Annotated in this window: 11 protein-coding genes; 6 read left to right on the forward strand and 5 right to left on the reverse strand. The window is 40.2% G+C overall.

Going from position 1 to position 14,751, the window contains the following annotated elements:
- Positions 1-23: 23 nt before the first annotated feature.
- A complete protein-coding gene (locus HJG58_RS14035) occupies positions 24-1,694 on the forward strand; it encodes a GMC family oxidoreductase (RefSeq protein WP_086264388.1) in 1,671 nt (556 codons plus the stop codon).
- Positions 1,695-1,758: 64 nt separating this feature from the next.
- Here HJG58_RS14035 and HJG58_RS14040 read toward each other — a convergent pair whose 3' ends face one another.
- From HJG58_RS14040 to HJG58_RS14050, 3 genes are all read right to left on the reverse strand, one after another.
- The gene (locus HJG58_RS14040) at positions 1,759-3,957 is read right to left on the reverse strand and encodes an OsmC domain/YcaO domain-containing protein (protein WP_170249367.1); all 2,199 of its coding nucleotides are present in this window, start codon (positions 3,955-3,957) and stop codon (positions 1,759-1,761) included.
- 251 nt (positions 3,958-4,208) lie between these two features.
- Positions 4,209-5,489, reverse strand: a complete 1,281-nt coding sequence (locus HJG58_RS14045) for an OprD family outer membrane porin (RefSeq protein WP_171545297.1) — start codon at positions 5,487-5,489, stop codon at positions 4,209-4,211.
- A gap of 31 nt (positions 5,490-5,520) precedes the next feature.
- Positions 5,521-6,867, reverse strand: a complete 1,347-nt coding sequence (locus tag HJG58_RS14050; protein ID WP_170249369.1) for an MFS transporter — start codon at positions 6,865-6,867, stop codon at positions 5,521-5,523.
- Positions 6,868-7,239: 372 nt separating this feature from the next.
- Between HJG58_RS14050 and HJG58_RS14055 the strand changes: the two genes are divergently transcribed.
- The 5 genes from HJG58_RS14055 (at position 7,240) to HJG58_RS14075 (ending at position 13,372) form a co-directional block, all read left to right on the forward strand.
- Entirely contained in the window at positions 7,240-8,925 is a 1,686-nt protein-coding gene (locus HJG58_RS14055; protein ID WP_170249371.1) for an arylsulfatase, read from the forward strand.
- Between the two features lie 25 nt (positions 8,926-8,950).
- Entirely contained in the window at positions 8,951-9,904 is a 954-nt protein-coding gene (locus tag HJG58_RS14060; RefSeq protein WP_170249429.1) for a formylglycine-generating enzyme family protein, read from the forward strand.
- A gap of 12 nt (positions 9,905-9,916) precedes the next feature.
- The gene (locus tag HJG58_RS14065; protein ID WP_170249373.1) at positions 9,917-11,104 is read left to right on the forward strand and encodes an OprD family outer membrane porin; all 1,188 of its coding nucleotides are present in this window, start codon (positions 9,917-9,919) and stop codon (positions 11,102-11,104) included.
- A 234-nt stretch (positions 11,105-11,338) separates the two neighbouring features.
- Positions 11,339-12,415, forward strand: a complete 1,077-nt coding sequence (locus HJG58_RS14070) for an aromatic ring-hydroxylating dioxygenase subunit alpha (RefSeq protein WP_170249375.1) — start codon at positions 11,339-11,341, stop codon at positions 12,413-12,415.
- A gap of 12 nt (positions 12,416-12,427) precedes the next feature.
- Positions 12,428-13,372, forward strand: a complete 945-nt coding sequence (locus tag HJG58_RS14075) for a PDR/VanB family oxidoreductase (protein WP_170249376.1) — start codon at positions 12,428-12,430, stop codon at positions 13,370-13,372.
- A 43-nt stretch (positions 13,373-13,415) separates the two neighbouring features.
- Here HJG58_RS14075 and HJG58_RS14080 read toward each other — a convergent pair whose 3' ends face one another.
- Together HJG58_RS14080 and HJG58_RS14085 are read right to left on the reverse strand one after the other, a co-directional pair.
- Complete coding sequence (locus HJG58_RS14080; protein WP_005802836.1) at positions 13,416-14,108, reverse strand: GntR family transcriptional regulator; 693 nt, start codon at positions 14,106-14,108, stop codon at positions 13,416-13,418.
- 123 nt (positions 14,109-14,231) lie between these two features.
- Positions 14,232-14,687 carry a MarR family winged helix-turn-helix transcriptional regulator gene (locus tag HJG58_RS14085; protein ID WP_017386391.1) on the reverse strand — a complete coding sequence of 152 codons (456 nt, stop codon included), beginning with the start codon at positions 14,685-14,687 and terminating at the stop codon, positions 14,232-14,234.
- Positions 14,688-14,751: the final 64 nt, after the last annotated feature.

Genomic DNA, 14,751 nt, shown 5'->3' on the forward strand with positions numbered 1-14,751 from the left:
ATCGCCAGAGAGGAGTCCTCGGCATGACAACAAACAATTATGACTATGATTACCTCATTATTGGTTCAGGCTTTGGTGGTAGTGTTTCTGCCTGCCGGCTAACCGAAAAGGGCTACTCAGTTGCTGTAATGGAAATGGGGCGACGCTGGGAAGCTAAAGATTTTGCTAAAAATAACTGGAATACCCGTCGCTGGATTTGGCGCCCGGGCATGAAACTTTTTGGTTATTTCAACATGCGTTTTTTTCGCCATGTCACCATTATTTGCGGGAACGCCGTAGGTGGCGGTTCAATCACCTACGCTAATACCCTACTTGTTCCACCTGAACATATTTGGGATGAAGGCACGTGGGCAGATGCAGCGGACTGGAAAAATGAAATGCCACAGCACTATGCTGAAGCCGAACGTATGCTTGGGGTGACGGATAATAAAATTTTCGGTCCTGCCGACCACATGCTCAAAAAAATGGGCGATGCAGTTGGGGTTGGACATACGTTTAAACCGACGCGCGTTGCAACTTTCTTTCCCCCCGAAGGTGAACAAGGTGGCAAGACCTACCCTGACCCGTACTTTAACGGCGAAGGTCCAGACCGCGGAACTTGTACGGCATGTGGCGGCTGTATGACGGGTTGTAAACACAACGCAAAAAATACATTAGATAAAAACTATTTGTATTTTGCCGAAAAAAATGGTGCCAAGGTTTACGAAGAAACCAAAGTTGTTGACGTTAAACCACTTAATGGTAAAGCCGATGGCAGCGATGGCTATGAAGTTACGACTGAATGTTCAAGCTCATGGTTTAACAAACAACGCCGTACATGGCGTGTTCGTAATGTGATTTTCTCAGCATCTTCTTTGGGAACCCAAGAAATGTTGTTCCGTTTAAAACAGTCTGGTTCACTACCAAATATTTCTGATGATTTGGGTAATCGGGTACGTACCAATGCCGAGTCGATTTTAGGTGTTCGTTTTTTTGGTAAAGATGTCGACATGAGTAAAGGTGTGGCCATTGGTTCAAGTATTTACATTGACCATGACACCCACATTGAAGCGACACGTTACCAAACTGGTTCAGATGCCATGGGTCTTATGTGTACTTACATGGCTAAAGGCAAACCGGGTTGGACACGTATATTCTTTTGGCTATGGGCACTTATTTGCCATCCATTTATTTTCCTTCGCATGAGTAACCCTGTCAGTTTTGCACGTCAGACTTTAATTTTCTTGGTGATGCAAACAGCAGATGCCTCAATTAACATGCGCTTGAAACGTAATTGGTTCTGGCCTTTTGGTAAGGTGTTATCGAGCGAAGGTAAAAAGCTACCTGTGTATATTCCGCAGGCCAATGCATTTACTGAAAAAGTTGCCAAAATGTTTAATGGCCACCCAATGACGACTATTACCGAAATTTTGTTTAACGTACCTTTTACAGCCCACTGTATGGGTGGTTGCGCAATTGCATCAAGTCCAGAGCGTGGCGTAGTAGATGGACAAAACCGTGTCTTTAACTATAAAAACTTATATGTTGTAGATGGTTCAATGTTAGGTGCAAATTTAGGGGTTAACCCAAGTCTCACCATTACAGCTCTTGCAGAACGCGCAATGTCTTATATTCCGGCTAAACATACTTTGGGTGAGCAGCAAGATGATCAAACAGTGACAGAATCTTTAGAGATCACTAAAGCTTCTGCTTAAATTGCGAGTTGTTTTATGAAAAAAGCCTATTTAAAAATAGGCTTTTTTCTTTCACTTTTTTAAATTACATCGCTACGGCTTTAGCACGAGCTGCATGCAATTTTTTATAGCTCTCGATCAGACGTAAATGGCGATCAAGTCCTTCTAGTTTCATGCTTGTTGGTGTTAAACCATAGAAACGAACACTACCCTCTACAGAACCTAATACCGCATCCATTCGTGTATCACCAAACATACGACGGAAATTAGTCAGGTAGTCTTCAAGCTCTAGTTCTTCATCTAACATTACTTCCAGCACCACATTCATGCACTGATAGAACAAGCCACGCTCAACGGTGTTGGTGTTGTATTGCAAGTAAGTTTCGACGAGCTCTTTTGCTTCTTCAAATTGTTGTAAAGCAACATAAATTAGCAATTTCAATTCTAAGATAGTGAGTTGACCCCAAACTGTATTGTCATCAAATTCGATACCAATGAGTGTGGTGATTTCAGTGTAATCGTCTAACTCGCATTCCTCTAAGCGCTCAACCAATGCCTCAAGATGCTCATCATCCAAACGATGCAGATTTAGAATATCTTCACGGAATGAAAGTGCCTTATTGGTATTGTCCCAAATCAAATCTTCAACGAGATAAATTTCTGAGTAATCCGGTACTAAAATACGGCAAGCGGTCGCACCTAAGTGCTCATAGACTGCCATATATACCTCTTTACCCATCTCTTCGAGAATACCAAACAGTGTTGCAGCTTCTTCTGCATTCGACTCTTCGCCTTCGCCAGAAAAATCCCATTCAACAAAATCATAGTCAGATTTAGAACTAAAGAAGCGCCAAGATACCAAACCGCTTGAGTCAATAAAGTGCTCAACAAAGTTGTTCGGCTCAGTAACCGCATTACTTTGGAAAGTCGGTTGAGGTAAATCATTTAAGCCTTCAAAACTACGACCTTGAAGTAATTCGGTCAGACTACGCTCCAATGCAACTTCAAAACTTGGATGCGCACCGAAAGACGCAAACACCCCACCCGTACGCGGGTTCATTAAAGTCACACACATTACAGGGAACTGACCACCTAACGATGCATCTTTCACTAATACAGGGAAACCTTGCTCTTCTAGACCTTTAATACCAGCAACAATACTTGGGTATTTTGCTAATACGTCTTCTGGAACATCTGGAAGTGCAATTTCACCTTCTAAAATTTCACGTTTAACAGCACGTTCAAAAATTTCTGACAAGCATTGAACTTGGGCTTCTGCCAGAGTGTTGCCTGCACTCATACCATTACTTAAGTACAAGTTTTCAATTAAATTTGATGGGAAATAGACAACTTCACCGTCAGACTGGCGCACAAAAGGTAACGAGCAAATGCCGCGCTCTACATTACCTGAGTTGGTGTCATATAAATGTGTGCCAAGCAACTCATCATCTGGGTTATAAATCTCAAGACAATATTCATCTAAGATTTCTTTAGGTAATTCACCATTTGGACCCGGTTTAAACCATTTTTCATCTGGATAATGCACAAATTCAGCATTGGCAATATCTTCACCCCAGAACTGGTCGTTATAGAAGAAGTTACAGTTTAAACGCTCAATAAACTCGCCTAATGCAGACGCTAAAGCACTTTCTTTAGTTGCACCTTTACCATTGGTAAAACACATCGGAGACTGTGCATCACGAATGTGTAACGACCACACATTTGGAACAATATTACGCCAAGACGCGATTTCGATCTTCATGCCCAAATTTGCCAAAACGGCAGACATATTGGCAATGGTTTCTTCTAATGGCAGGTCTTTACCTTGAATATAGGTATGGCTTTCTGAAGTTAAACTTGGCAATAACAATGCTTGCGCATCTGCGTCGATGCTTTCAACTTCTTCAATAATAAATTCGGGACCCGTTTGAATCACTTTTTTAACAGTACAACGGTCAATCGAACGTAAAATCCCTTGGCGATCTTTCTCTGAAATATCGGCTGGTAATTCAATTTGAATTTTAAATGTTTGCTTATAGCGGTTTTCAGGGTCAACAATATTATTTTGCGATAAACGAATATTATCGGTTGGGATATCTCGAGCTGCACAATACACTTTTACAAAGTATGCTGCACACAATGCTGACGATGCTAAAAAATAGTCAAATGGGCCCGGTGCCGAACCGTCACCCTTGTAGCGAATTGGTTGATCGGCAATTACTGTAAAGTCATCGAACTTAGCTTCCTGTCGAAGATTGTCGAGATAATTAACCTTAATTTCCATGCTGGCACCTAAATATTTTTATGTGTCAGCACAGACACATAAAATTCTAAATATTGAAAAATAAGCCGAATCACAGCGAAGAAATTGACTTAAAAAAATGAGAGATTAAAGCCATGTGTTTAATGAGAGACTCAAGTGGCTTTAATAAGATTGGCGGTATTATAGAGGGATTTTGTGAAGTTGATAACTAAAGTTAAAACATTGCTGCTCACAATGTTTTAACTTGTCTTTAATTTAATAAATATTGAACGTTAAAACTTAAAGGTGTAATCGACATTTAACCGCGTTTCATTTGTCGAATGAAATGTCATATTGGTAGGCATATCGTTGCGATAGTGAGAAAAACGAGCTCGCACTCCCAAACCTTTTAACTTACCTTCAGGAATTTTATAGCCTAAATCAAATTCCATCGACTCTTCTTTAAAACGCTGATCGCCATATTGCAACAAATCAATGTCTTCACCTTTTGCATAGCGGGTCATAAAGCGTAGTCCATTTAATGAAACATCACCTACCCGCGCATTTTTAAAGTCATATTCATAACGAATCGAATAGACTTTTTCATCTTTATTTGAGTAGTCAGAACTCATAAAATCAAGCACAACCGGACTTTCAGTTCCTGACAAAAATGGTAAACCAGTTGAACCAAACGACTGCATGTAGCCCAAAGAAACTGTATGGTTTTGATAGTTCAAACCAAATAAGCCACTAATATGTCGGTTATCGACCTCTCCTATTTTTTTACTTCCAGTTTCTTCACTATTAAAAAAACGCACGTCACTTAAAAAATTAAGTTGATCATTTAAAGATTGTTTGCCGTTAAAACCTAAAAATTGTTGCTGGTAAATGTCTTTGAGTTCAGCATGGTAAGCCCGTAGACGATAATCCTTTAACTGATAGCTTCCACCTAATGTATAAAAAGAATCAGTAGTTGCCGCTTTGTCAAAACGATGGTTGATATTGTCTGTTCCAACATCGGTATAACGAATCGAATCACGTTGTCGTACTTCATCGACATAAAAGCCTTCGAGTTGAAGATTTGGAATTTCATTTGAAACAAAACGGATACCACGGTAAGTCTGAGGGAACAAACGCGCTGGCGATGAAAAAATGGTCGGTAATTGTGGAACTAAATCACCCACAAAAAGCTCATTTTTACTAAATTTAGCCTTTCCTGTAATGCCTATTTTTCCATAATAATCATCACGCGAGTTATCGGTATTCACTGGTAATAAGCCACTACGCGCATAGTCATCAGCACGGCTTCCCATCAGGTTAAAACCTGCCATTGCCAGTACATCAACACCAAACCCAACCGCACCTTCAGTATAGCCAGACTGTCCTTTAAAAATTAAACCCTGCGCCCAATCTCTACTTGCTGTATAGGGATATGGGTCTTTTTTATAGTCTCGGTCAAAGTAAAAATTACGTAGTGTTAGCTCAGCTTTACTGTCTGCAAGAAATTCGGCATGCACAACTTGACTAAATAATGGGCACAAACATACCCCCACCCATACTGGTGTCTTTTTCATTTTTTATCTCAACTCTTTAATTTTTAATGGATTAAGGTGCTGTTTTAAGCGAGTAGTTCTGCTCTTTCTTACTTCGGTAAAAAGCACTACCCAAACTTAAAATCAGGAAAATAGCCAAAATAAACACCACACCGTAATAGGCATAAAGCGTTGCGGGTGCTATACCTTTATCCAGGAAGATGCCTGCAACCGTTGGCGATAAAATTGCCCCAATTCGTCCAAAACCAATTGCATAGCCCACGCCACGACTACGGATTTCAGCATCATAAATTGTTGGAGAAATAGAATATAAACCTGCCACACAGCCATTAATGAGTGTGCCAAGTAATAACCCCACCATGAGTGCAATGCTGACTTGAGATGAGACAGCGACAAATAGGAAAACACATGCCGAGGTTAGTCCTAAAAACAGGCTTAAGGCATAGAAGATTTTCATACGTGATGCCAATAAACCAATAATGGCTGCCCCGAAAATCCCACCAATACTAATTAAAATACCGGTACTTACACCTTGCTCTGGTGACATTCCCATTGAAATTAGAATTTTTGGTGTCCAGCTCATGACAAAGTAAAAGCCAAACATCACTAAAAAGAATGCAAACCACAAACAAAGTGTTTGAAATCCAAGTTGTCCAGCAAATAATTTGCCCAGTTCACTGCTATTTTGCGTGCTGATCTTTTCATAACGCGGCATAACTGGTAATTCGTTTAGCCCCATACGATTTACAGTTGCATTAATTCGTTCTAGTGCCTGTTTTGGTCGCTTCGCGAGTAAGTAATCTAAAGATTCAGGTAATAACCATGCGCTGATTAGCAGCATTGCAATGGTAGTAACCCCTCCTGCTAAAAAGATTGAGCGCCAACCTAAATGCTCAATCAATGCCAGTGATAGTACCCCGCCCAGTGTCGCACCAATTCCATAACCTGTAGACATTAAGCTCACTGCGAGACTACGCCAGCGAGCATTGGCATATTCACTTGCCAATACATTACTACTCGCAAGGATGCCCCCCACCCCAATTCCGGTAATAAACCGAAGTGCAGCTAACATGCCGTGGCTTTGTACAAAAGCACAGCCCAGCATGCTAAGACCTGCAATTACAAGACAAACTAAGATGAGTAAACGGCGACCGATTTTATCGGCTAAAGGCGCGAGAAAAATTGAACCAGCAGCCATTCCAAAAAGGCCAGCACTTAACAACAAGCCAATTTGTGCGCCTGAAAGTGACCATTCTGCTGACACGGATGGAGCAGTAAATGCCATTACCATCACGTCAAAGCCATCAATAATATTGAGACAAATACAGATCAAAATGACGAACCATTGATAGCGGCTCATATTGTTTTGATTGATCTCACTTAGAACGTCTCTTTCCATTTGTGTATCTCCCTTGGATAAGACATACACACGACATTGCTGATATGAGCGATTGGGTGGTATGCACATCCGTATCCATAATGACCTAGAGGAATATTTGTTTTTTGAGCATCCTGCTCTTTTTCTATACTGAATATTTGGATCCAAAAAATCAACTAAAATTATAAACAGATTATCAAAAAGTATATAAACACATAAATTATATAAGTATAAAATTATTAAAACCATAAAATTAGGATGCTTGAATATTTTTATGGATCCATATTAAAAAATCTATTATGATCGATTCCAGAGCATTTTTTAGCCAAAAAAAGCTCAGTTTATTTCCAGGAAATGCAAGATGCATTTTTAAAACATCAAAGGATTGTTGTTATGAAACTCAAAAGAGTAAGCCAGCTTACATTGGGACTTTTTTTTGCCAGCCAATTGTTTTACACAGCGCAAGCAGCACCTCCAAAAAATCAACAACCACCGAATATCATGATTATTTTGGCCGATGATCTTGGATTTTCAGATATTGGTGCTTATGGTGGCGAAATTAAAACTCCTCATATTGATAGTCTATTAAAGCAAGGAAAAATGCTTTTTAATTTTCATGCTTCATCAATGTGCTCACCTACTCGTGCACAGCTTATGACAGGTGCCGATAACCACTTGGTAGGTTTAGGTGCCATGTATGAAACTTCAAAACGACAAGAAAAATTAGTTGGAGCCGATAGCCCGCGTGCACTCCTCAAAATTGATGGCTATTCAGGTCATTTAACGCAAAATGCTTACACACTCGCAGAGATTTTAAAGACAAAAGATTATTACACCTTCATGGTTGGTAAATGGCACTTAGGCTATGCTCCCGAACAAAACCCTAAAGCCCGTGGTTTTGATCAATCTTTTGCTCTGCTCGATGGCTTCGATTTACATTTTAAAGACCAACCCAAAAACTATCCACGCAACACTCAATATACTGAAAATGGTCAAAAGACCACTTTGCCTGACAACTACTACTCGACCGACTTTTTTACACAAAAAGCTTTTGAATATTTAGACAAAAATAAAGCGCAAAAACCATTTTTTGCCTACCTAGCCTATACCGCTCCACACTGGCCGCTACAAGCACCTGCTCATTATAGAGACCTATATAAAGGTAAATACGATCAAGGCTACGATGCAATTCGTAAACAACGCTTTGAGAGACAAAAGCAATTAGGATTAATTCCTGAAAATGCAGAATACCCAGTCGAGCGTGGTAACCAAGCTTTAGGCACAAAAAGCTGGAATGAACTCACCCCACAAGAGCGCAAATATGAAGCGCGTAAAATGGAAGTTTATGCGGGCATGGTTACCCAATTAGACGACCGTGTGGGCGATGTCATTCAATATCTTAAAAAGCATCATTTATATGACAATACTTTGATTGTGTTTATGTCAGATAACGGCGCTGAAGGTGGTGATCATAATTTCCCAATGGGTGATGCTGACAATCGCTATGAAAATATAGGCAACGCCAGCTCATATCTATACATGGGACCACGCTGGGCCGAAGTGAGCAGCACACCATTTACCCACTGGAAGTCAGCTGCTTCAGAAGGCGGAGTACGAGTCCCATTTATTGTTAAATCACCTGTTCAGATTTCTAAACAACATGGAATTAACAATAACTTTGCGACAGTCAGAGATATATTCCCAACTGTTATGGAGCTAGCAGGCATTCAAAATAGTCAAATTTATCCAGCAACTAGTACCAAAATCAAACCATCTGGTTTTAGTCTGATCCCTGCGTTTAAAGATAATACTGCCCGTATTCGTCCTGTTAATTATTATGACTTTAAAGAACTACATGGCAGCCGCTACGCTAAAACTGACGAATGGAAACTTGTTGAAAACTCACCTTCTAAATTTAAGAGCCATAGCTGGGAACTCTACAATTTAAAAACAGATTTTAATGAACAACATAATGTTTATGCAGCCCATCCTGAGATCGCCAAAGTCTTAAATGATAAATATTTAAGATATGCAGACGAAAATGGTGTTGTGGATTTTGAGCAATACAACAAAAAGTAGAGAAAACCAGATGAAACAGATCATGATGCTTTCATCGTTCCTCTTACTTTGTGCATGCCAAAAAACCACGCCTCAACTAGAACAGACCACCTTGCCCGACTTAGGCAGCAAAGCTAAATGTAATTCTTATTCGGGCCTTCCTTCGGGTTGGCCTAAAAATAAAGAAGCAGGCATGGTCAAGCTTCCGCAAGGAAAAATTGTTTTAGGCACCACACAAGGTTATGAAGATGAACGCCCATTAAACTTACAGGCAACTTCAGTTCCCGCTTTTTTAATTGATGCGACTGAAGTCACCAATGCTCAATTTCAAGAGTTTGTTAAACAAACGGGTTATGTCACCGATGCAGAGAAGCAAGGCGGCGCAGCTATGTTTCTACAACCAGATCATCCAGTTGAAGAATTACAATGGTGGAAATTTGAAAAAGGGGCCAATTGGAAACATCCATGGGGCTTAAACAACCCTAAACAACCCGCGCCTCATGAGCCTGTTCGTATGGTGACATGGAATGATGCCTACGCTTATGCAAACTGGCTAGGTCATGACTTACCGACTGAGCTTGAGTGGGAATATGCAGCCAAAGGTTTTCAGCAAAATTCCGATATTGGCCCGACCCACGAAGGCCATATTGTAGCCAATTTCTGGCAAGGCGAATTTCCTTATAAAAACATTCAGGAAGATGGCTTTAAGGATGTGGCCCCTGTTGGTTGTTTTAGCAAAAACCCATTTGGGCTATATGACTTGATTGGCAATGTATGGGAATGGACGCAAACACCCTATACAGGCCCACGAGATCACCATATGGGAGATCCATCGAAATATCGGCAAAGTCACGAACAGATTTTGCAATATACGATTAAAGGTGGATCTTATTTATGCGCAACCAATTATTGCGCACGTTATCGCGCTGCCGCGAGGCATCCACAGGAACTCGACCTTGCAACTAGCCATGTCGGATTTAGAACAGTAAAACGCTTTTAAACGGATTTAAAAATGAAGCATATTTTTATTTATGGGATTTTCTTCTCAGGGACGACCCTTGCCTGCTGTTTAGCTCATAGTGCAGTCGATGTTAATTTTCAAAATACACTCACACTAAAAACATTCAACTTCGACAGACAATATGAAAATGGTACTAGCCCCGATACTAATAGCTTGAGTCAAGGCTTGATTTATCGTGGTGACTGGACCACCAAGCTTAATGAGGTTCAACTCCACCTCAATCCAAGCATCCAATATGCATATCGCCTAAGTAGCGACCAACACACCAATGATATGGTCATACCCTTTGACCCTAACACCAAGAAACAAGCACAAGACCAAGTTAAATATGGCTTAGGTGCTGGAGTTGAATATCAAAACTTTCACATGAATGTAGGTGAAATCACTCCCAATTCACCACTTACGCCACAAGTAGACACACATCAATTACGGGTGAACTATAAAGGCTTAGAATTAAAATATAAGACACCGCAACAAAATTTCGAGCTGGGTTTGATTAACCGTTATTCACCAAAAAATGAGGAGGACTATCACAAACTCGCCATATCAAAACATGAATCTGACGGACTCTATTTCTTTCAATGGGACGGCAATACACCTCGGTACCACTGGAAATTTTATAATGGTTACTTAACAGATCTCATCAATCAAAGTTACTTTGCTTTTGATTATCAATGGACGAAGCTGCACACCACAAAATTACGTGTGTTTCGCCACGACGATGTCGGCAAATCAAAGCTTGGCGAATATGACAATACATCTATAGGGGCCATGCATTTCATTAAACATGGAAACTTTACAACTGGAATTGGCTATCAAGAAAACTTTGGCAAAGATGGTATTCCAAAACTCGACAATATGCCCATCCCGCACATGGTGAACTGGACCTTAGGCGCGTTTACCAAAGCAGATGAAAAATCTTATCATTTCGTTGCCTCGTATGACTTTAAAGACTATATCAAGGGTCTAAAAGTGACCTACAAATATATTTATGGCGATTCATTTCAAACAATGAATCAAAATGACTTTGAACAAGAAAGTGATGTGTTGATTCAGTATGATCTCAATGCTTGGATTAAAAATCTTAAGTTTCTTTTCTTAAATATTAACTACGACACCAAACATGGCAAAAGTCTGGATGAACAGCGCATGATGCTTCACTACACGGTTAATTTCTAAATTTCCACACTCCCATAATGGCTTAACCACAGTCATTATGGATCCAAATTAAGATGAATAAAAAATTTCACTCTAAAATTCAAAGTAAATACAAAAGTCTTTAATAGCAATTAAAAATCTACAAAACAATCAAATAAAAAGATCAATATTTTTTAAAAAATATACTGCTTATCAATTGACCAATATTTTTATTTATTATAAATTGGATCCAATAAGTGATAAGGAGTCGTCACAATGTTTATTAAAAATGCTTGGTATGTTGCCTGCCGTCCAGAAGAAATCCAAGACAAACCATTAGGTCGCACCATCTGTGGTGAAAAAATTGTTTTTTATCGTGGCAAAAAAAATCAAGTTGCAGCCGTTGAAGATTTTTGTCCCCATCGTGGTGCCCCACTTTCACTTGGCTATGTCGAAGATGGCAACCTTGTATGTGGCTATCATGGCTTAGTGATGGGCTGTGACGGAAAGACCGTTTCAATGCCAGCCCAACGTGTAAATGGTTTTCCTTGCAATAAATCATATGCAGTTGTCGAAAAATTCGGTTTTATTTGGATATGGCCAGGCGAGAAAGCTTTAGCAGATGAAGCAAAACTGCCAACTTTAGAATGGGCAGATCATCCTGAATGGAGCTATGGCGGAGGCCTGTTTCACATTCAGTGTGACTATCGCTTGATGGTCGATAATCTGATGGATTTAACCCACGAAACCTATGTTCACTCCAGCAGTATTGGACAAAAAGAAATTGATGAAGCCCTGCCAGTCACTAAAGTTGACGGCGACCATGTCATTACTGAACGCTATATGGAAAATGTGATCGCACCTCCATTTTGGCAAATGGCCCTTCGCGGTAATCACTTGGCAGACGATGTACCCGTTGACCGTTGGCAACGTTGCCACTTCTTTGCGCCAAGCAATGTGCATATTGAAGTGGGTGTAGCGCATGCCGGACATGGTGGTTATCACGCACCAAGTGACAAAAAAGTTTCCTCAATTGTGGTTGATTTTATTACACCAGAAACTGAAACCTCTCACTGGTATTTCTGGGGAATGGCACGTAACTTCCAGCCAGACAATGCTGAACTCACCGATCAAATTCGCGAAGGCCAAGGCAAAATCTTTACTGAAGATTTAGAAATGCTGGAGCAACAACAACAAAATATTTTAAACAACCCACATCGCAAGTTACTGATGCTCAACATCGACGCAGGCGGTGTCCAGTCCCGTAAGGTGATTGAGCGACTACTTGCCGAAGAAAATAAAACACCTCCTGAAACGTCCGCACAGAAGTTTCCAAACATTCGGATTATTTAAAGGAGCATGAACATGGACGTTATTATTCAAAAAATTCATCAGCTCACCCCGACTATTCGTGCATTTGAATTGGTTGCAGCAAATGGTACGGAGCTGCCGAGTTTTGAAGCAGGTGCGCATATTGATGTGCACCTAAAAAACGGCCTCACCCGTCAATATTCACTTTCAAACTGCTGCACTGAAAAGCATCGTTATGTGATTGGCGTTTTACATGATGCCAATTCACGCGGTGGCTCACGTTGCATCCACACCGAATATCGTGAAGGCGATCATTTAAAAATTGGTGAGCCGCGTAATTTATTTGAAATTCATCCTCAAACCAAACAAGCGGTTTTATTTGCGGGTGGTATCGGTATTACCCCTATTTTGTCGATGGCATATCGGCTTAAGTCGGCCAATATTCCTTTTGAATTACATTACTTCGTTCGTAGTCATGAAATGATTGCCTTCTATGGCAATTTAACCGAGCACTTTGGTAAGCAAGTTCATTTTCACATTCAAGACCAACCAGACACCGAATGTAATATGGCAGAAGCTTTGGGCCAATCTTCACCTGATAAACACTTATATGTATGTGGACCTACAGGGTTTATGCAGTTTGTCATGAGCTCGGCCGAACAAGCGGGTTGGCATAGCGAACAGTTACATCAAGAGCATTTTGTTGCTCAAAAGGTAGATACGTCCAACGATGAAGCTTTCACCATTGAAGTGAAAGGTACAGGCCGCCGAATTGAAGTATTACCAGAGCAGACAGCAACAGAAGCATTAATTGCAAATGGTTTTGATATTCCTGTTTCGTGTGAACAAGGTATTTGTGGTACATGTATTACCCGTGTGGTAGAAGGCACTCCAGATCATCGAGATATGTTCATGACCGATGAGGAACATGCATTGAATGACCAGTTTACGCCCTGCTGTTCTCGTGCAAAAACTAAACATCTTGTGATTGAGCTTTAATACTCAAGTTTCTTTATTCAGAAATAAAGGAACTTCTTTCACCTTAAGCGCTGAGAACATTTCTTAGCGTTTCACCCAAAATCACCACACTACTGTGTTCACGCATTAAGGTTTCAGCACGCCCTGCCTGACGATGTACCAACGCATCGAAAATCGAACAATGCTGCAAATGTGCATAGTGCAAACGACGATATTCAGACAAAGCTTGATTCTGGTCATAGGTAATGGCTTGGGCAGACGCCATCGGCAATTGATTGTTTTTCGCTAAGGCTTGGATGAGTGCAACGTTTTGCGCACCTTCAATAATCGTGTCATGAAAAATGACGTTGAAATGGTGATAACGTTCCAGTTCAGCATCGCCAAACTCGTCTGTTTCATTAAAAAGTTTTTCAGTTTCTTGAATGCAATGTTGCAGTGTCTTTTTCTGTTCTTCGCTTAAGCCTTGTTCTGCCAAAGTTTTTGCAGCCAACCCTTCAAGCACACCGCGAACTTCGAGCGCATCATGAACAAGTTGCTCTGAAATTTCACGAACTGTATAACCACGAGTTGGGTTTTTAATGAGGAGGCCTTCTTGCTCGAGCAACCGAAAGGCAATACGAACAGGCTGCCTTGAAACGCCAAGTAACTCGGCAGTCGGAATTTCGGCAATTCTGGCACCGCCCTCAAGTTCCCCTGAAATAATCATTTTTCTTAGTTTAAGTAAAACTTGTTGTCCTGAAGACATTCGCTGCCACACATCACCAAAAACGTCTCTTCGATGCTAGCAAGTTCATTTGCAAAATGAAATAAATTTTCTGTGTGAATCAGTGCTTAAGCATTTCTGTAGATTTTAAAAAATTAATTTACAAACCACATTCAATTAAAGATTTTTAAGATTATTGACCATAATATCAAGGTTATTACGGATTAAATAAGCCAAGTTAATATCAATGCCTTCAAGCATTTTTTCTTCAACTTTCAAAACCACTTCATTACATTTATTTAGCTTATCAATACCACTGTCTGTCAGTGTAATTAAAATACGGCGGCCATGTGTTGGGTCAGGTTTTTTCTCAATCCAGCCATTCACCAGTAAATCTTGCAAAATTTTGTTGGCAGATTGCGGCTTTATGAAAGAGCGCTCAGCAAGCTTGGCATTGGATAAATTACTTTTTGAAGCTAAAACAGAAAGTGCAGTAAATTGCGGTAAGGTAATTTCAAGCTCTTTTAAGTGTTCTGTTAAATGTTTACTAATAATTCGGTCAACACGAGCAATCATGTAACTTAACTTAGGCTCATCTTCTACTTTTTTTGGAACTAAATTCGAACGTACCATAACCTTTCAATCATCATAAGAAAAACTGTAGTGAAAGTATGAGGATCTACCCCATACTTTCGTT

The sequence above is a fragment of the Acinetobacter geminorum genome (assembly GCF_013009345.1).
Taxonomy (GTDB): domain Bacteria; phylum Pseudomonadota; class Gammaproteobacteria; order Pseudomonadales; family Moraxellaceae; genus Acinetobacter; species Acinetobacter geminorum.